Source organism: Cobetia sp. ICG0124, assembly GCF_004006355.1.
GTDB lineage: Bacteria > Pseudomonadota > Gammaproteobacteria > Pseudomonadales > Halomonadaceae > Cobetia > Cobetia marina.
In genome coordinates this window covers 1397796-1414785 of record NZ_CP024893.1, presented here as the reverse complement: position 1 = coordinate 1414785, position 16990 = coordinate 1397796, and the positions used below count along the sequence as shown (strand labels likewise).

20 protein-coding genes and 2 pseudogenes are annotated in these 16990 nt (G+C 64.0%); 11 read left to right on the top strand and 11 right to left on the bottom strand.

Going from position 1 to position 16990, the window contains the following annotated elements:
- Positions 1-146: 146 nt before the first annotated feature.
- The 5 genes from denD to ltnD are packed head-to-tail and all read right to left on the bottom strand — an operon-like array spanning position 147 to position 4903.
- Positions 147-1142 carry a D-erythronate dehydrogenase gene (gene denD / locus CU110_RS06510; protein WP_084208430.1) on the bottom strand — a complete coding sequence of 332 codons (996 nt, stop codon included), beginning with the start codon at positions 1140-1142 and terminating at the stop codon, positions 147-149.
- Positions 1130-1924, bottom strand: coding sequence for a 2-oxo-tetronate isomerase (gene otnI, locus CU110_RS06505; RefSeq protein WP_127735031.1), 795 nt, complete (start codon positions 1922-1924; stop codon positions 1130-1132). Before otnI ends, denD begins: the two co-directional genes overlap by 13 nt.
- Positions 1925-1962: 38 nt before the next feature.
- A complete protein-coding gene (gene otnC / locus CU110_RS06500; RefSeq protein WP_084208428.1) occupies positions 1963-2616 on the bottom strand; it encodes a 3-oxo-tetronate 4-phosphate decarboxylase in 654 nt (217 codons plus the stop codon).
- Positions 2613-3965: a 3-oxo-tetronate kinase gene (gene otnK, locus CU110_RS06495; protein ID WP_084208427.1), complete on the bottom strand. Its 1353-nt coding sequence runs from the start codon at positions 3963-3965 to the stop codon at positions 2613-2615. Before otnK ends, otnC begins: the two co-directional genes overlap by 4 nt.
- A complete protein-coding gene (gene ltnD, locus CU110_RS06490) occupies positions 3965-4903 on the bottom strand; it encodes an L-threonate dehydrogenase (protein ID WP_127735028.1) in 939 nt (312 codons plus the stop codon). The genes otnK and ltnD overlap by 1 nt, the downstream gene beginning before the upstream one ends.
- A gap of 163 nt (positions 4904-5066) precedes the next feature.
- On the opposite strand from ltnD, the gene CU110_RS06485 reads away from it, so the two are divergent.
- From CU110_RS06485 to CU110_RS17580, 6 genes are all read left to right on the top strand, one after another.
- On the top strand, positions 5067-6104 hold the full coding sequence (locus tag CU110_RS06485) for a LacI family DNA-binding transcriptional regulator (protein WP_084208425.1): 1038 nt from the start codon (positions 5067-5069) through the stop codon (positions 6102-6104).
- Positions 6105-6283: 179 nt separating this feature from the next.
- A complete protein-coding gene (locus CU110_RS06480; protein ID WP_024952191.1) occupies positions 6284-7219 on the top strand; it encodes a 3-keto-5-aminohexanoate cleavage protein in 936 nt (311 codons plus the stop codon).
- Positions 7216-8169, top strand: a complete 954-nt coding sequence (locus CU110_RS06475; protein WP_084208416.1) for an L-carnitine dehydrogenase — start codon at positions 7216-7218, stop codon at positions 8167-8169. Before CU110_RS06480 ends, CU110_RS06475 begins: the two co-directional genes overlap by 4 nt.
- Complete coding sequence (locus CU110_RS06470; protein WP_084208415.1) at positions 8169-8636, top strand: thioesterase family protein; 468 nt, start codon at positions 8169-8171, stop codon at positions 8634-8636. The genes CU110_RS06475 and CU110_RS06470 overlap by 1 nt, the downstream gene beginning before the upstream one ends.
- Positions 8637-8900: 264 nt before the next feature.
- Complete coding sequence (locus tag CU110_RS06460) at positions 8901-9398, top strand: hypothetical protein (RefSeq protein WP_164850295.1); 498 nt, start codon at positions 8901-8903, stop codon at positions 9396-9398.
- Positions 9382-9516: a hypothetical protein gene (locus CU110_RS17580; protein ID WP_276317893.1), complete on the top strand. Its 135-nt coding sequence runs from the start codon at positions 9382-9384 to the stop codon at positions 9514-9516. Before CU110_RS06460 ends, CU110_RS17580 begins: the two co-directional genes overlap by 17 nt.
- Before the next feature lie 128 nt (positions 9517-9644).
- Here CU110_RS17580 and CU110_RS06455 read toward each other — a convergent pair whose 3' ends face one another.
- The 6 genes from CU110_RS06455 to CU110_RS06430 all read right to left on the bottom strand — a co-directional run bounded on the left by CU110_RS06455 (position 9645) and on the right by CU110_RS06430 (position 14507).
- The gene (locus tag CU110_RS06455; RefSeq protein WP_127735022.1) at positions 9645-10178 is read right to left on the bottom strand and encodes a YbhB/YbcL family Raf kinase inhibitor-like protein; all 534 of its coding nucleotides are present in this window, start codon (positions 10176-10178) and stop codon (positions 9645-9647) included.
- Positions 10179-10286: 108 nt separating this feature from the next.
- Complete coding sequence (locus CU110_RS06450; protein WP_127735019.1) at positions 10287-11099, bottom strand: YHYH protein; 813 nt, start codon at positions 11097-11099, stop codon at positions 10287-10289.
- Complete coding sequence (locus CU110_RS06445; protein ID WP_127735016.1) at positions 11096-11656, bottom strand: HupE/UreJ family protein; 561 nt, start codon at positions 11654-11656, stop codon at positions 11096-11098. The genes CU110_RS06450 and CU110_RS06445 overlap by 4 nt, the downstream gene beginning before the upstream one ends.
- On the bottom strand, positions 11650-12453 hold the full coding sequence (locus CU110_RS06440) for a YHYH protein (protein ID WP_164850294.1): 804 nt from the start codon (positions 12451-12453) through the stop codon (positions 11650-11652). Before CU110_RS06440 ends, CU110_RS06445 begins: the two co-directional genes overlap by 7 nt.
- A complete protein-coding gene (locus CU110_RS06435; protein WP_127735009.1) occupies positions 12437-13510 on the bottom strand; it encodes a YHYH protein in 1074 nt (357 codons plus the stop codon). The genes CU110_RS06440 and CU110_RS06435 overlap by 17 nt, the downstream gene beginning before the upstream one ends.
- A 40-nt stretch (positions 13511-13550) precedes the next feature.
- Positions 13551-14507 (bottom strand): GlxA family transcriptional regulator, encoded by a 957-nt coding sequence (locus CU110_RS06430; protein WP_084208404.1) that lies wholly within the window; start codon positions 14505-14507, stop codon positions 13551-13553.
- Positions 14508-14758: 251 nt separating this feature from the next.
- Here CU110_RS06430 and CU110_RS16705 point away from each other — a divergent pair, with 251 nt between their 5' ends.
- From CU110_RS16705 to CU110_RS16690, 5 genes and pseudogenes are all read left to right on the top strand, one after another.
- The gene (locus tag CU110_RS16705) at positions 14759-15475 is read left to right on the top strand and encodes a BCCT family transporter (protein WP_240665502.1); all 717 of its coding nucleotides are present in this window, start codon (positions 14759-14761) and stop codon (positions 15473-15475) included.
- Positions 15441-15821: a BCCT family transporter gene (locus tag CU110_RS16700; protein ID WP_276317892.1), complete on the top strand. Its 381-nt coding sequence runs from the start codon at positions 15441-15443 to the stop codon at positions 15819-15821. The genes CU110_RS16705 and CU110_RS16700 overlap by 35 nt, the downstream gene beginning before the upstream one ends.
- A pseudogene (locus tag CU110_RS17575) lies at positions 15757-15924 on the top strand (BCCT family transporter); the annotation flags it as partial. The gene CU110_RS16700 and the pseudogene CU110_RS17575, both read left to right, overlap by 65 nt.
- A 7-nt stretch (positions 15925-15931) precedes the next feature.
- The gene (locus CU110_RS17895) at positions 15932-16237 is read left to right on the top strand and encodes a BCCT family transporter (protein ID WP_346427187.1); all 306 of its coding nucleotides are present in this window, start codon (positions 15932-15934) and stop codon (positions 16235-16237) included.
- Positions 16238-16351: 114 nt separating this feature from the next.
- Positions 16352-16981: pseudogene (locus tag CU110_RS16690) on the top strand (BCCT family transporter); the annotation flags it as partial.
- Between the last annotated feature and the right edge of the window lie 9 nt (positions 16982-16990).

The following is a 16990-nucleotide window of genomic DNA, read 5'->3' as shown; positions in this document are numbered from 1 at the left end:
TCCTGTCGATTGTTATTGTGTGGCGTGCGGTGTCGGCGCTGCCGTCTGGCATGTCACCGATCGTTGTTATTGACGTACGGGTGTGACGAGCAGGTCTGGCGAAGGTGTCTGGCGAGCTCGTCCTGGATGAGATGCCCGAACGCTGGCTAGGCGATGGCGCTCTCGTCGCGATACGCATTGAGAATCTCGTGCAGGTCGGCATCGCCGACGAAGCCCAGCGCACGCGCCTTGCGGGTGTCAAAGCGCGCCGGCCAACTGCCGACGATGGCGGTGATCCGCGGGTCAGGCTCATGCTTGACGAGGGCCAGCGCCTGCTCGCCGGCGATATCTGCCAGCGCCTTGAGCATCTCGGCGACGCTGACGGTGATGCCCGGCAGCATGAAGCAGCGCGAGAGGCCGAAATCAGCCGCCGGCACTTCCGCGCCCTGGATCAGGGCCGCGACCACGCGACGCGGCGACATCACGAACATCTCAAGCTCGGTCGGTACCGGGCAGATGGCGGTTTCGCCATTGAGCGGTTCGCGCAGGATTGAGGAGGCGAAGCTCGAGGCCGCCGCGTTGGGGCGCCCCGGGCGCACGATGATGGTGGGCAGGCGCAGCACGCAGCCATCCACCAGACCGCGACGGCTGTAATCATTGATCAGCAGCTCCGACATCGCCTTCTGGGTGCCGTAGGAGTTCTGCGGCACCAGGGCAGTCATGTCGCTCAGCGTCTCGGGGAGATCGCCCCCGTAGGCGGCGACCGAACTGGCCATCACCAGCCGGGTATCGCTCAACCCGCGCGCCGCGCAGCCTTCCAGCAGCAGGCGAGTCGCGTCGAAATTGACGCGCATGCCGAGTGCCAGATCCGCCTCGGCCGCCGAACTGACCACGGCTGCCAGGTGATAGATCACCGCAGGCTCGCCCGCCAGGCAGCGATCAAGCACCTCGGCATCGGCGATGTCGCCGGCGATGATCTCGATATCCAGCGAGGTGGCCGGTTCGGCTGCCAGACATGAACCCGCCTCGGGACGTGGCGCCTCGATCTGATCCAGCAGGGTCAGGCGTGACAATGGCTGGCCGTTCAGGCTGCCCTTGTCGATCAGGGCCTCGGTCAGGCGCTGACCGAGGAATCCGGCGGCGCCGGTAATCATGACGTGCATCGTGTGGACTCCCCCCACCCCAGGCCTGCGCGCGTCTCACCGCGTGGACGATATTCACAGCCGATCCAGCCGTCGTAGCCCAGGCTCTCCAGCCGGGCGAACAGCGCCGGATAATGCACCTCCCCCACATCCGGCTCGTGACGGTCCGGCACGCCGGCGATCTGCACATGGCCCATGTGTGCGAACTGCGCTTCCAGATTGCGGATCAGGTCGCCCTCGACGATCTGGCAGTGATAGAGATCGAACTGCACCTTGAGGTTGGTGGCGCCGACCTGAGCGAGAATCTCGCGTGCCTGCGCCTGGCCACTCAGATAGAAGCCGGGCATGTCGCGCGGGTTGATCGGTTCGATCAGCAGTGTCTTGCCGACCTTCTCAAGCTCGGCGGCGGCGTAACGCAGGTTGCTGAGGTAGGTCTCGGTGCAACGGGCCCGCATGGCGTCATCCGCACCCTCCGGCACCAGTCCCGCCATGGCATGCACGCGCGGACAGTCGAGCGCTTCGGCATAGCGAATCGCCTCGGCCACCGAGGCCCGGAACTCCTCCTCGCGGCCCGGCAGACAGGTCAGGCCGCGCTCACCGGCCTCCCAGTCGCCCGGCGGCAGATTGAACAGCACCTGCGACAGCTGGTGTGCATCGAGCCTTGCGCGCAGTTCTTCCGGGGAATAGGCATAGGGGAAGAGATATTCGACCCCGCGAAAACCGCTGTCGGCCGCAGCCGCGAAGCGATCAAGAAAGTCATGCTCGGTGAACAGCATGCTGAGATTGGCGGCCAATCGGGTCATGTCAGATCCTTGGATGTCACAGACGAAGAGGTCATCACTCAGGGGCGGCCGAATTTGGCTTCGAGTTCCGCCACCTGTTCCGGGGTCATCCCACGCGGGTTCTTGCCCTGCAGCAGCAGGAACAGCTTGGCGGTTTCCTCAAGCTCCTCGGTGGCATAGACCGCCGCTTCCAGGGTCTTTCCGGCCACGACGGGGCCATGATTGGCCAGCAGCACGGCACAGTGCTTGCCGGCCAGGCCACGCACGGCATCGCCCAGCGCGGGGTCGCCCGGCATGTAGTAAGGCACCAGCGGCAGCTTGCCGACCCGCATCACGTAATAGGCCGTCAGCGGCGGAATGCACTCACACGGATTCACATCCGGCAGGCAGGACACCGCCACCGAGTGGGTCGAGTGCAGGTGAACGATGGCACCCGACTGCGGGCGCTCGTCATACATGGCGCGATGCAGGAAGTGCTCCTTGGTCGGGGCGTCGCCATCGATCAACACGCCCTGGGCGTCGAGACGCGAGATGCGCGCCGGGTCCAGGCGCCCCAGGCAGGCATTGGTCGGCGTCATCAACCAGCCGCCATCCTCCAGCCGCTGGCTGATGTTGCCACTGGAGCCCATGGTCAGGCCGCGGTCGAACAGTGACTTGCCGTAGGTGGCGATCTGCTCGCGCAACACGTTGATGTCGTGCCGTGACTGACTCATGCGGTCTCCTCGCGGGGATTCATGGCATCGAGGACATCGAATGCCCGGGTAAAGAAGTCTTCGCCGCCGAAGTTGCCGGACTTGAGGGTCAGCGAGAGCATCGCCTCCGGTCGCGAGGGGCCGGCGGCCGGGTGCGGTGCCTGTGTCCAGGGCACGCCGGGGTCGATCTGACCGCCGATGCGCAGCTCACGGATGTCGAGTGCCGAGACCACCGCGCCGGAGGTTTCTCCCCCCGCCACCAGCAGGCGACCGACCCCTTCCGCGACCAGCGTGCTGGCCAGACTGGCCAGGGCGCACTCGATGAGTTCACCGGCCTGCTTGACGCCCAGTGACGCCTGCGCCGCCTTGACGCCTTCCGGCTCGGCAGAGGCATAGATCAGAAATGGCCTGGGGTCCGCCGCCGCCAGTTGCTCACGGGCGAAGTCGAGTGCCGCCTCGAAGTGGGCATCGCTCGCGTTGAGCTTGACGGGGTCCAGCGCGAAGGCGGCATGCTGCTGGGTGAAGTGCGCCACCTGCTTGAGCGTCATGCGCGAGCAACTGCCGGACAGCACCATCGCGGCGCCCTGCGCCGGGGCCAGCACCGCCGCATCATCGATCTGCGCAAGCCAGCCCTTGCGGCGGTATTGGGCAGGCAAGGCCTGCGCGAGGCCAGAGCCACCGGTGACCAGCGCGTGCTCCACCAGCGCCTCGGCCAATACCTCGAGATCACGCTCATCGAGACTGTCGCAGACCACATGACGCACTCCTTGCGCCTTCAGCGTGGCAAGTCGCTCACCAGCAGCTTGCGCTCCCTCACTCAGCGTGGCGTGGTTGAGCAGCCCCACGCCATGGGGCGTCTGGCGTGACAGCACGCGCACGATGTCGGCATCGGTCATCGGGTTGAGGGGGTGATGTTGCATGCCGCTGTCATTGAGCAGACGGTCACCCACGAACAGATGCCCCTGATAGACACTGCGCCCGTTGATGGGGAACGCCGGCACGAAGGCGGTCTGAGTGCTGTCCAGCGCCTCCAGCAGCGCATCGGCGACCGGGCCGATATTGCCCTCCGGCGTGGAATCGAATGTCGAGCAGTACTTGAAGAACAGCTGGCGAGCCCCCTGGGCTTTCAGCCATTCAAGCGCCGCCAGCGATTCACTGATCGCCTGATCCACCGGGCAGCTACGCGACTTGAGCGCGATGACCACGGCGTCCACTTCGCTGAGATCCAACCCGCTCCCCGTCCCTTCCTGCGGCGCATCCTGGGGGACCCCGATCACCTGCACGGTGCGCATGCCGGCCCGTACCAGGTTGTTGGCAAGATCCGTCGCGCCGGTGAAGTCGTCGGCGATTCCGCCCAGTACGATCGCCATCACTGCGCTCCTTCATCATTCGCGGCCGGCAGGCTGAAGCTGCCGAGACGCTGATAGACCTTGATGACGGCCGAGTCGTCCTCACGCCCGAAGCCGGCGCCGCTGGCAGCGGTGAACTGCTGCAATGCACTGCCCGCCACCGGCATGGCAAGCTTCAGCTCACGCCCGGTGCTGTGCACGATGTTCAGGTCCTTGACGAAGATGTCGACGGCCGACAGCGGCGTGTAATCGCCCTTGAGGATGTGCGGCACGCGATTCTCGAACATCCAGGAATTGCCCGCGGAGTGGGTGATGACGTCATACAGGGTGTCCGGGTCAATCCCCATGCTCATGCCCAGCGCCATGGCTTCTGCCGCCGCCGCGATGTGTACGCCGGCGAGGTGCTGGTTGACCAGCTTGACGCTCGAGCCCGGGCCGGCGCAGTCGCCCAGCCGATAGACATTGGCTGCCATCGCTGCCAGCACGCGTTCCGCCTTGACGTAAGCCGCGTCACTGCCGGAGGACATCACGGACAGCTCACCACTGCGTGCCTTGACGGCACCGCCGCTGATCGGGGCGTCGAGCAGCTCCAGCTGCATGTCGTTCAAGCGGGTTTCCAGTTCACGCGCGAAGCTCGGCGCCACGGTGGCGCACTGGATCACCAGGCTACCCGGCGCGAGTCGCTCGGCCAGCCCCCTCTCGCCCTGGGCCCCGAACAGCACCTGCTCGACCTGATCGGCATTCACCACCACCAGCACCACCACCTGACACTCGGCCGCCAGTTCCAGCGGCGAGGCCACCGTGCGCCCCCCTGCCGCGTCAAACGCCTGACAGGCACCAGGCGAGATATCACAGCCGATCACGTCCAGGCCTGCTTCCAGCATGGCGCGCGCACTGCCCATTCCCATCGCGCCGAGGCCGACAAGGCCAATCACTGGTGAAGTCGTTACTGCTGTCATCTGGCGTCTCCCGCTGAACCTGTTCCGAGTGACGATCAAGGCGGCCTCTTTCAGCGACATCGATCTGCACTTCCATGAATGTTAGCGCTACCATGTTAGCGCTAACATCATTAATAGATTAGGCTCCAAGCCACGACAAGCGGCAGATGAGAAAACGCGACAAATGTCTAATCAATCAGAATCATCCCGACGCAGCCGCAAGGGGGCCATGCAGCCGACCCTGAATGATGTGGCCCGGGAAGCCGGCGTCTCGTCGATCACCGTCTCGCGCTACTTCAATAGCCCCGACAGCGTGCGCGAGGCGACACGCCTCAAGGTCGAGGCGGCCATCGAGAAGGTCGGGTACGTGCGCAACCTGATTGCCGGCAGCCTGGCCTCGGCCACCAGTCGCGTGATTCCGGTCATCGTGCCCTCGCTGTCCAACGTGGTGTTCATCGACGTGATCAAGGGGCTCCAGGAGGAATTCGAGGCGCACGGTTATCAGCTGCTGCTGGGCAAGACGGATTACGATCTGGCTCGTGAAACCCAGCTGATCCGTACCTTTCTGGGCTGGTCGGCCGCGGGCCTGGTGGTGACGGGACTGCGCCATGACGAGGCGACGCGCCAGATACTCGAGCACTGGAATCAGCCCATCGTGGAGATCATGGAGCTGGGGGAAGGGTTGGATCTGAACGTGGGGATGGATCATGTCGCCGCCGGACGCGCCATGACCGAGCACCTGCTGGCACGCGGGTATCGCTCGATCCACTTCGCCGGTGCCGAGCTCGATCGCGACTATCGCGCGGCGATGCGCTACGCCGGGCATCGCGCGGCGCTGGCCGCCGCCGGCATCGAGGAGGCTCCCCTGCTCGACCTGCCCGTGCGCCAGCAGATGACCAGCGGTGCGCAGGCGCTCGAGCGCATCCGCGAGAGCCACCCTGACTGCGACGCCATCCACTTCGCCAACGACGACATGGCCTGTGGCGCGATTCTCGCCGCCGCGCGGCTCGGCGTGAGCATCCCGGACGACATCGCCATCGCCGGCTTCAATGGCCTGCCCATCGGTGAGCACGTCACCCCGCGTCTCACCACCATCGTCTCACCGCGAGAGCAGATCGGCCGTGTGGCCGCACGCAAGTTGCTGGCACGCATCCAAGGCGAGCCCGTGGGTGAGCAGAGTCACGACCTGGGATTCACGCTGCGGGTCGGCGACAGTACCTGAAGGTTGACGTAAAACGCAAAGTATCCGGCGCGTTCTGATCATCTCGCTACCCCCAACTTCACGACACTGTGTTCAACAAAGGCGCAGAGGCGATGCGACCGTGACGTGCAGGTTGACGTCTGGTGACATGGCCGCTGCGACTTACCGCAGACAAGTGTCCTGACACGTGAGGCTCGACGATGAATCGCAAGACTATCCTGACATGCGCCATCACTGGCGCGGGTGATACCGCCAGCAAGAACCCGAATGTCCCGGTGACGCCGAAGCAGATCGCCGATGACTGCATCGCGGCCGCCAAGGCCGGTGCCAGCGTGGCCCACATTCACGTGCGTGATCCGGAGACCGGCGGCATCAGCCACTCCACCGAGCACTTCCGTGAGGTCATGGACCGCGTGCGTTCCGCCGACACCGACATCGTCATGAACATCACCGCCGGTGGCGGCGGTGACTGGATTCCGGACGTCAACGACCCGACTCGTGGTGGCCCGGGCACCGACATTCAGACCCCGGCCGAGCGTCACGCGCCGATCCAAGAACTGCTGCCGGAACTGTGCACCCTGGACTGCGGCAGCCTGAACTTCGGCGACATGGTCTACATCAACACCGCTGATTGGCTGCGCGAGCACGCTCGTCTGGTGCAGGCCGCTGGCGTCAAGCCGGAGCTCGAGTGCTTCGACCTGGGCCACGTCTGGTTCGCTCGCCAGCTGCAGCAGGAAGGCCTGCTCGACGACGACCTGCTGTTCCAGCTGTGCCTGGGCATTCCGTGGGGCGCGGAAGCCGACACCGAAACCATGCTGACCATGAAGAACAAGCTGCCGACCAACTCCAACTGGGCAGCCTTCGGTATCGGCCGCATGCAGATGCCGATGGTCGCACAGGCCGTGCTGCTGGGCGGTCACGCTCGCGTCGGTCTCGAAGACAACCTTTATCTGTCCAAGGGCGTGATGGCGACCAATGCGCAGCTGGTCGAGAAGTCCTCTGGCATCATCGAGAACCTGGGCTCCAGCGTGATGACCCCGGCCGAGACTCGCGCCTTCCTCAAGCTGCGTGATCCGTCCACCGGCAAGACCGCCGGCGACGTGGCAGCCCTCGAAACCGCAGGAGGTGTCGCATGAGCCAGTTATCTGTCGTAGGAACCGGTGTCATCGGCAACGGCTGGATCTCCCGCGCGCTGGCCAATGGCTGGGACGTGGTCGCCTTTGATCCGGCCCCGGACACCGAAGCCCGCACTCGCGCCTTCGTAGAGAACGCCTGGCACGCACTGGAGAAGGATGGCCTGGCGGAAGGCGCTTCCGTCGAGCGCCTGCGCTTCGCCGCGACCCTCGAGGAAGCTGTCGTCGGTGCTGATCTGATCCAGGAAAACGTGCCGGAGCGTCTGCCGCTCAAGCAGGAAATCCTCAGCGCCATCGATGCCGCGGCCGAAGAGCACGTCGTGATCGGCTCTTCCACCTCCGGCTTCAAGCCGACCGATCTGCAGCAGGATTGCAAGAAGGCGCCGGGCCGCGTCATCGTCGCCCACCCCTTCAACCCGGTCTATCTGCTGCCGCTGGTCGAGCTGGTGGGTGGCGAGCACACCTCCCCGGCGCTGCTGGAAGGCGCACGCGAAGACTATCAAGCACTGGCCATGCGTCCGCTGATCGTGCGTCGCGAGATCGAAGGTCACATCGCGGATCGTCTGATGGAAGCGCTGTGGCGTGAAGCCCTGCACCTGGTCAACGATGGCGTCGCCACCACCGAAGAGATCGACGCGGCTGTCGTCTATGGCTGTGGTCTGCGCTGGTCGCTGATGGGCACCTTCCTGACCTTCCACCTCGCCGGCGGCGAGCCGGGCATGCGTCACATGCTCGAGCAGTTCGGCCCGGCCCTGAAACTGCCGTGGACCAAGCTCGAAGCGCCGGAGCTGACCGACGAGCTGATCGACAAGGTCGTGGAAGGCTGCGAATACCAGGCAGCGGGTCGCCCGGTTGCCGAGCTGGATCGTCGTCGCGATGACTTCCTGGTCGAGCTGCTGACGCTGACGCGCAAGTACTGGCCGGAAGCCGAAGGTCTCGAGGGGCGTATCTGATGGACCTGCTCAAGATCACGGTGCCGCATGAATGGGTCGACTACAACGGCCACATGAATGATGCCGAATACGCGCGCGCCTTCTCGATGGCAGTCGAGGCGCTGATGGAACACGTGGGCCTGGATGCCGACGGTCGTCGCGAACACGACCTGACCATCTACACCCTGGAGACGCACCTGTGCTACCTGGCGGAGGCGCACGAAGGCCAGACACTCAAGGTCAAGGTCCTGCTGCTGGATCACGACCCCAAGCGTCAGCACGTGCTGTTCACTCTGACCGATGCCGACGGCGGCGAGATTGCCACCAGCGAGCAGATGTTGATGGCGATGAGCATCAGTGGCGGTCGTCCGACCCCCTGCCCGGAAGCGGTGGCGGAGCGCATTGCCGCCCTGCCCCAGCCGGCAGGCGACGATGACTGGCCCAAGGCGGCCGGCCGGCGTATCGGTATCCGTCGCAAGACGGCCTGATACGCGCCCAGTGAGTCCTGTACCTCGGCCGTCAGGCGCTCCTCCTGTTCGGCGGGCGACAGGGTGCGCATGAAGGAGCGGTCCTTGTGGTAATCGCCGGGGGCATAGAGCTTGCCATGATGCCTGGTCACCAGACGATAGAACACGCCCAGCACCAATAGCGGAAAGATGACGATGAAGGCGATCAGCGGCCAACGCTCGACCTCTGTCAGCTTGTCTGCGGATGAATTCAGCAACAGGCTCGCGAAGCCGTAGATCAACGAGATGAACAGCGCGATGATGCCGAGCGGATTGCGCGCCAGTTCCTTGGCATTCTTCATGAACTGCATAAGTGCTCCATTCCTTGAACCTGGCACTGTCATCCCAGTCGATATCGTCGTAGCCGTCCTTCGGGCTGACATCGCTGTACTGATGCTCGATGGCAGCCGGCCAGGCGCTGTCATCAAAGTCCGGGGCCGTCCAGTCACCGTCCACCGTGGTTTCCTCGAAGTCACAGGCGCCCTCGCCTGCCTGTGGGTCGCTCTCATCGGCACAGGAAGCCTCGACAGGCGCGTGTTGCACCACCAGGCAATGCATGTCGCGGTTGGTGACCCCGATGACCTCGCCTGTTCTGGCATCACGGAACTGGGCAATCATGCCGCCATCGCCCATCTGCTGGCGGTCCGTGCCGATGTACTCAAGGCCTGTGTCATTTTCCTTGAAGTCCTTGGCCTTGATGGCGATCGTCACCGGGAATTGCGTCTCGATGATGGCGGTTTCTGAATTGAAGGAACGCTCCGTGGTGATCGGCACGCTGTCTTGCATCGCCTTCTCGCCATTGACGTACATCTCGAACCAGTTATCGACCCAGACCTCGGCCTTGAGTCTGGTGCCACTCTGAGGGCCGGCCTTGGGCTTTGCTGCATGCTCATCCTTGGCATGTGAATCGGCAAAGGCAGGTGCGGCAGCCAGAATGAGGGCGGCGGTCAGCAATGTGCGCATGGGGGGTGTCTTGCGTCCATCATCTGCTCAGTTACGGAAAGTGATGGAGGAGGAATCCAGCACCTTGCCCTGCAGTGCCTCGGTCATCGTGTCCCAGTTCACGCTCATGTCGTCATGATCCGGCAACGCCTCCAGCGGTGCCTTCAAGGCATACAGCGTGATCGTGTAGTCGTGATATGAGCCCTCAGGACCGGGAGGTGAACAAGGTGGCGTATACCCGATACGTTTCTTGTCCTTGTCGGCGCCCTCATCCCCCAGCGACGCCGGGTTGCCGCGCGGCAAGGCGTGGGTGTCTGCCGGAAGATTCCACAGCAGCCAATACTGGCTGGGAGCATCACGACCTTCGACGGTGCCTTTGGGATAGTGATGCATGATGAGGGCGAGGCTCTGTGTGCCGTCAGGCACATCACCCCATGTCAGCGGCGGCGTGACGCCATCGCCGCCGTCACGAGTGCATTTCAGGTCATCCGGCAACCAGCCATCATCATTGAAGGCAGGGCTGGTGAGCGTGAAGTCGCCTTGTGCCAGCGCCGGTGTGGCCAGGGGTGTGGCCAGGGCCATCGCACCAAGCCCGACGACCAAGCCACGTGCTAGACGCGTCTGCCATGCACTTGAGAACTTGCCCGCCAGATTGCCGATTGCTCGATAACTTGCTCGACCATGCCCGAATCATCGGCAGTACTCCCCGGTCTTGACGTCGCCACCATCCGTCACGGTACGCGTCTCGAAGTCATAGCAATTGGGCGTATCGGTGGGCGTATAGCGAATGTAATAGGCTTCACCGTGATAGGTGTAATCCATGCTGCGCTTGCCGTCTGCCTGCTGGGTAAAGACCAGGTCTTCCACGCCCCCTTGCGGCGGAGTGCCGGCAGGCCGCCCACGACTGTCGGCCTGCGTATCGCCACTCGCGGCCTTCAGCGGCGGAACACGCGGCAGGTCTTTCGCCTCTGGCACCTCGCCCATCAGACACTGAATGATGTAGGGCGCCTGTTCGGAGGTGTGATAGCGATACCCGAAGGTGTCATCAGGCTGTCCGTTGCAGACATCCAGCACATCCATCGCGATAGGGGAGCCATCCGGGTTGTCATCGCCATAGATGGGGTAACCATCGAAAGCCCAGCCAATGATGGGGTTGTCATCGGCATTCTTCATCTTGTCGATCATGCACACGGGTTTGACATGATAGTGGTAATCATCGCCGCGTCCGGCGTGCCCGCCACAGGCATCCAGCTGTTTGGTGGCCAGGGTGTCATTCTTGGCCTGATAACTTGAGAGGTCATCCTGAGACATCTCTCCGCCGCCGGTGTAGTCATAGATGGGCACACCATTGACCGCCACCCCCAGCGCCGCATCACGTGTCTGCGGTGTGTCCCCGTCCTGACTGGCGACTCCGACAAGACCCGCCGTGACGATGAGATACAGGATCACCGGGCTGGCACAGACGGCGCGAACGCCGATCATCCACTGTTCCGGCCACATCATGACAATGCCTCGACCAGAAAGTAGACACCCAGCAGTGCCGTCAGAATCCCCAATCCGCGCAGCAACATGCCCTGACGGAAGCGCTCCGCCATGATGCCAACGCCGATACCCGCGGCATGCAGACTGCCGGTGGCCACCATGAAGCCCATCGCAAAGGCAAAGGGATCAGACGCCAGGGGCAACTCCGCCCCATGGGCGTAGCCATGACAGACGGCAAAGACGGAGATCACCGCACAGGCCATCCACAGCGGCAGGCGCACGCGCCCCGCGATGAAGCCGCCGAGCACCAAAGCCGACAAGGCAATGCCGATCTCGATTCCGGGCAATGTCACCCCCACGATGCCCACCACACTGCCCAGCGCCATGATCATCGGGAATACCACCGGCAACAGCCAGGAAGCAGGACGCCCCAGAATCACCCCCCACAGCCCCACGGCTGCCATGGCGGTAAAGTGATCCAGACCCGTGAGGGGGTGCAGGAAGCCCGCGGCAAAGCCGCCGACGCTATCCGTATCGACATGCGCGCTGGCTGTCTGGGTGAAGAGCACCGTCAACATGCCCCGGGCATGGGGCCCTGACCCGGCTTGCGTGGAGAGCCGATCCCCATCCTGGCATTGGTAGTGAAGTTGTCCTTCGCCACCACACCCTTCAGACATGCGGGCAGGTTGGGGAATTCCTGAGTGGCGTGATAGTGATACTCGCCTTCCGGGTGACGCTCGGTCGGGCCGAAGTGACCATTGCAACGGTCGAGATCGGTCGGCACCTCGCCCGTCGGGTCTTCACTGCCGAACATCGGATAGCCATCGAAGGCATAGGCGAACTGGGCGCTCTTGCTCTGCGGTTGCTGACAATGGGCATCCACGCCTTGCGTGTCATAGACGCTATCGATATCCGTGGCCGTCGCGTGCCAGTGATACCAGCCACCCGGGTCCACATGACCGCCGCAGGTATCCAATGCCGGCAGATTGCCGGTATCCAGCACCGAGGGAGCATCGGCGAAGATGGGCACGCCATCCAGTGCCAGGCCTACCTTGGCGACAGTGCCAAGCGACGTCGGCGAGTCGGCCGGCACCGGGACGACAGGCAGCAGAATGCTCATCTCGACGCTGTCATCTTCCGCCACGTTGAGGCAGTTGTTGGCCTCTTCCTGACGCTTGCTCAGGTCCGTCATGATGTGAAGCGTCTCGTCCTCATCATGAAAATGAAATCCGAGCGTATCGAGCATCTCGAAGAAGGCACGATCCAGCCGATATAGACCGGGGTGCTGGCCATCCCACTGCCAGATACCGCCTTGATCATCCAGCGTCGGTGGGCAGAAAGGGCCGATCTCCAGGTCATCAGGCTGGTACTTCACGACAAGTCGGGTGCACTGGGCAGCGCTGCCATTCTCCAGCGTACAGCTGACGGTTTCCGGCGCCTCGACCAGCGCGGCCGTGGAGAATTGGCCCGGCACCACTTCGGCATGGGCCACCCCTGCCATCAACAGGGAGGCCGTCATCTGCGGTGCAGACAGCATCCGGTGAGTCGAGTGCGCAGCCTATCTCGCCATGGAAACATCCCAGAATCTCGTTCTTTTCGGCGCTGTTGCCATGATAATGGTATCCGATGCCTGCACCGACATGGCCACTGCAGGCGTCGAGTTCTGCCTCCTCGGCCTCGTCACCGGTCAGTCTGGCCAGGATCGGATAACCATCCATGGCAAAGCCGATCATCGGTGCATCCGCCGCGACGTTCTCCTTCGCGGGACTGCAGCCATTGGCACCGTGATAGTGATAGCCGACATGCAGATTCACATGCCCTCCGCAGTCATCGAAAGGCGCCAGGGTATGGGCGGCAAGAATCGCATCCTGAGGCGCTGCCGCATCGAATCTGACGCCATTGAAGGCGATTCCCCGCGGAATTGGCGGAGTGCGCCCTGATGCCGCTTCCTGACGGGCAACGGGAACCAGTGGCAGCACATAGGTGGTCTCGACGACCTCATCCATGTATTCCGTGCGGCATTCCACGCAGTAGTTGTGGTACGCCTCGGCCACATCCGGCCGCGCCGCCTGATCACAGGCCGTCCTGGTATCCGTGACGTGAACCTTGCCGGTGGCCTCGTCGAACAGCTGCCACTCGGGGTCATCATAGAAGGTGGCCAGATTCTCGATGAAGGCACCATCCACGTCGTACTGCTTGCCGTCACGCACCCAGATACCCCCCTTGTCGGCACCGTCCGAGAGCTTGCCGGGACACCAGGGGCCCATCTCGCTGGACTCCAGCGAGTTCTTCAGCGTGATGCTGAAGCACTGGGTCTCGGTCCCACCGGACAGCGTGCAATCCACCACCTCAGGGCCAGCCACGATGCTCCGGGCATCGAACAGGGATGCGATCTGCGCCAGTCGCTCCGAGACATCCCCCTCGTGGGCCATCGCGGACACGGGGATCAGGCTGGCGAGCCCTACCGAAGCCCTAGCGCTCGGCTCGCGGGGAATGCCCGAAGTGATTGCGATAGGCCCGCGAGAAGCTTGAGCTCGACGTGAAGCCGCTGGACAGTCCGATGGAGAGAATATCGAGATCCGTCTCCTTGAGCAGATGCCGAGCACGCTCCAGCCGCAGCCTCAGGTACCAGGCTCGCGGCGACGTGGCGAGTTCCTGCTCGAACAGACGCTGCAACTGTCTGAGCGAGATGCGACAGCGTCGGGCCAGCTCCTCCAGCGACAGGGGGGTGTCCAGATGCTGCTCCATCAAGGCGACGGCATCGACCAGCTGGCGCTTGTGAGTGCCGAGTCGCCGCGCCAGCGTCATGCGCTGCTGATCGGTTCGCGTCCGCATGCGGTCATGGACAAGCTGCTCGGAGACATCGACTGCCAGGGCCGTGCCGTGCCGCCGGGCAATCACGTCCAATGCCATGTCCATCGCCGCCGCTCCCCCGGCACACGAGAAACGCCGTGCGCCCAGCTCGAACAATTCATCCGAGGTGCTGATGGCAGGGAAACGCTCGCGAAACGCCGGCAGACTCTCCCAGTGCAGCGTGACGCGCTCACCATTGAGCAGCCCGGCCGCGGCGAGCAGGAAGCACCCGGTATCCAGCCCGCCCAGCACACAGCCACCGGCATCGAGGCGATTCAGCCAGCCAGTGAGAGCGCGATTCAGGTGAGCTTCCGGCTCGAAGCCACTGCATACCGCAAGCGAAGGCAGCGAGCGGATATCCAGAATGCTGTGATCCGTCACCAGCGTCATGCCACTCGATGCCGTGACCGGCTGGCCATCCTCACTGATCAGCAACCAGCGAAACAGCGGCTTGCCGCTGATGCGATTCGCGATGCGCAACGGCTCCACCGCCGCGAAGAAGGCCATCATCGAAAAACGCGGCAGCAGCAGAAATCCGATCGTTTCGGGCAAGGGGCCGGAATAGTCGAGACGCATGACGCGGGAGCCTCCGTGACAGGGAAAGAGAAGCGTGCAGGTCGAGACCTCAGGCTGGCTGACCGGCATGCACAAGGGCATGACCCTGACCTCAGCGGGCCTGCTGCTGCTCTTCGTCCTGGCCACGGGCCTGAGCACCCAGACATCGTCCGCGAGTCTGTTCGGCGCCGCCCGCGCCTGGATCGAGTCCACCTTCGGCACCTATTATCTCGTCACCATCGTCGGACTGATCGGGCTGTGCACTCGCCCTGGTGTTCTCTCCTTGGGGCAACCTGCGCCTCGGCGCACCGGACAGCCGTCCCGAATTCTCTCGCTTCACCTGGGTCTCGATGCTGCTCTCGGCAGGCGTCGGCATCGGCATCCTGTTCTTCGGGGTCGCCGAGCCGCTGTTCTACTTCGATGACTCCGGCGGCTTCGGCTACCCGAACAACCCGCACGCGGACCTCGCCGGCCACACCGCCATGACCCATGCGCGCGCCGTGGATGCGCTCAAGCTGGCCTTCTTCCACTGGGGCCTGCATGGCTGGGCGGTCTATGTGATCGTCGGCATGACCCTGGCCTACTTCGCCTATCGCCGCGGCCTGCCGCTGGCCCTGCGCTCCGCGCTGTATCCGCTGATCGGCAATCGCATCTATGGCCCCATCGGCCACGCCGTCGACATCATGGGGGTACTGGGCTGCGTGTTCGGTATCGCCACCTCGCTGGGCCTGGGCGTCAGCCAGATCGCCGTCGGCCTCAATCGTCTGACCGGGCTGGATTCCGGCATCTACACCCAGGTGGTGCTGATTGCCGTGATCTGCGCCATCTCCATCGCGTCTGCCGTCTCGGGGGTCAGCCGGGGTATCCGCATCATCTCCGAACTCAACGTCGGCGTCTCCGTCATCGTGGTGGGCAGCTTCCTGATCGGGGGGCCGACACTGTGGTTGATCACGCATGTTCGGCGAGACGCTGGTCTCCTATGTGCGTGACGTCATTCCCATGGGTCTGTGGGTGGCGGGCACGCCGCTGGAACGCGACTGGCAGGATGCCTGGACCATCTTCTACTGGGCCTGGTGGCTGGCATGGGCGCCGTTCATCGGCCTGTTCATCGCCCGTATCTCCAAGGGCCGCACCGTGCGTGAATTCGTGCTGGGCGTGCTGATCGCACCGCCGCTGATCATCTTCATCTGGCAGGCGCTGTTCGGTGGCACCGCGCTGCACCAGGAACTGACCGCAGCCATGGGCCCGGGAACCGGCGAACTGATGGCGCATGATCCGCGACTGGAACCTGCCGGAGGCGCTGTTCGCCACGGCGGATACACTGGTGGCCAATGACACTCTGAGCGTCATCCTGTCCTCACTGCTGATCTTCCTGCTGATCAGCTGGTTCGTGACCAGCTCCGACTCCAGCACCCTGGTCATCACCACCATCCTGTCGATGGGCGATGAGGAGCCGCTGGCGCGCCACCGGATCTTCTGGGGCGTCTGCATCGGACTCGGTCGCTGCCGGTACCTTGCTGATGGCCGGCGGCCTGAAAGCCCTTCAGACCGTGCTGATGGCGGCGGCATTGCCGGTCAGCCTGGTCATTCTGCTCATGACACTGGGTCTTCTGATCGCCCTGATCGAGGAATCGCGCATGGCGCTCAAGGCACGTCGCCGAGACCCGCGGCCCGCTCAAGGGCATGCACAAGGGCATGACACTCACCGCTGCCGGCCTGCTGCTGGCCTTCGTGGTCGGTGCCGGGCCTGAGTCCGCAGGCCTCTTCCGCGAGCCTGTTCGGCGCCGCCCGCGCCTGGATCGAGAACACCTTCGGCACCTACTACCTCATCCTGGTCGTGGGCATGATCGCCCTGTGCACTGGTCATGGTGGTGTCTCCCTGGGGCAGCCTGCGACTCGGCCCCAGGGACAGCAGACCCGAGTTCTCGCGTTTTACCTGGATCTCGATGCTGCTCTCGGCAGGCGTCGGGATCGGCATCCTGTTCTTCGGGGTCGCCGAGCCACTGTTCTACTTCGACGACTCCGGTGGCTTCGGGTACCCCAACAACCCGCACGCGGGTCTGGCCGGCGCTACCAACATGGACCATGCCCGCGCCGTCGAGGCCCTCAAGGTGGCCTTCTTCCATTGGGGCCTGCATGGCTGGGCGGTGTATGGCGTCGTCGGCATGACACTCGCCTACTTCGCCTACCGCCATCACCTGCCCCTGGCGCTGCGCTCGGCGCTCTATCCGCTGATCGGCGAGCGTATCTACGGTCCCATCGGTCACGCCGTGGATATCATGGGCGTACTGGGCTGTGTCTTCGGAATCGCGACCTCACTGGGTCTCGGCGTCAGCCAGATCGCCGTCGGGCTCAACCGCCTCACCGGACTGGATGCCGGGCTCGGCACTCAGCTGGCGTTGATCGCCGTCATCAGCGTGATCTCCATCGCATCTGCCGTCTCCGGCGTGAAGCGCGGCATCCGCTTCATCTCCGAGCTCAACATCGGCGTCTCGGTGCTCGTG

Bases quoted from the DNA above. Each gene is read 5' to 3' on its own strand.
- CU110_RS06435 (WP_127735009.1), bottom strand. From the start codon at position 13,510: ATGGCCCACGAGGGGGATGTCTCGGAGCGACTGGCGCAGATCGCATCC.
- CU110_RS06430 (WP_084208404.1), bottom strand. From the start codon at position 14,507: ATGCGTCTCGACTATTCCGGCCCCTTGCCCGAAACGATCGGATTTCTG.
- CU110_RS06475 (WP_084208416.1), top strand. From the start codon at position 7,216: ATGAGCCAGTTATCTGTCGTAGGAACCGGTGTCATCGGCAACGGCTGG.
- otnI (WP_127735031.1), bottom strand. From the start codon at position 1,924: ATGACCCGATTGGCCGCCAATCTCAGCATGCTGTTCACCGAGCATGAC.
- CU110_RS16700 (WP_276317892.1), top strand. From the start codon at position 15,441: ATGTTCGGCGAGACGCTGGTCTCCTATGTGCGTGACGTCATTCCCATG.
- otnC (WP_084208428.1), bottom strand. From the start codon at position 2,616: ATGAGTCAGTCACGGCACGACATCAACGTGTTGCGCGAGCAGATCGCC.
- CU110_RS06470 (WP_084208415.1), top strand. From the start codon at position 8,169: ATGGACCTGCTCAAGATCACGGTGCCGCATGAATGGGTCGACTACAAC.
- CU110_RS17580 (WP_276317893.1), top strand. From the start codon at position 9,382: ATGATGGCGGTTTCTGAATTGAAGGAACGCTCCGTGGTGATCGGCACG.
- CU110_RS06480 (WP_024952191.1), top strand. From the start codon at position 6,284: ATGAATCGCAAGACTATCCTGACATGCGCCATCACTGGCGCGGGTGAT.
- otnK (WP_084208427.1), bottom strand. From the start codon at position 3,965: ATGGCGATCGTACTGGGCGGAATCGCCGACGACTTCACCGGCGCGACG.
- denD (WP_084208430.1), bottom strand. From the start codon at position 1,142: ATGCACGTCATGATTACCGGCGCCGCCGGATTCCTCGGTCAGCGCCTG.
- ltnD (WP_127735028.1), bottom strand. From the start codon at position 4,903: ATGACAGCAGTAACGACTTCACCAGTGATTGGCCTTGTCGGCCTCGGC.
- CU110_RS06455 (WP_127735022.1), bottom strand. From the start codon at position 10,178: ATGGCCCTGGCCACACCCCTGGCCACACCGGCGCTGGCACAAGGCGAC.
- CU110_RS17895 (WP_346427187.1), top strand. From the start codon at position 15,932: ATGAGGAGCCGCTGGCGCGCCACCGGATCTTCTGGGGCGTCTGCATCG.
- CU110_RS06460 (WP_164850295.1), top strand. From the start codon at position 8,901: ATGAACAGCGCGATGATGCCGAGCGGATTGCGCGCCAGTTCCTTGGCA.
- CU110_RS06450 (WP_127735019.1), bottom strand. From the start codon at position 11,099: ATGATGTGGCCGGAACAGTGGATGATCGGCGTTCGCGCCGTCTGTGCC.
- CU110_RS06445 (WP_127735016.1), bottom strand. From the start codon at position 11,656: ATGTTGACGGTGCTCTTCACCCAGACAGCCAGCGCGCATGTCGATACG.
- CU110_RS06485 (WP_084208425.1), top strand. From the start codon at position 5,067: ATGTCTAATCAATCAGAATCATCCCGACGCAGCCGCAAGGGGGCCATG.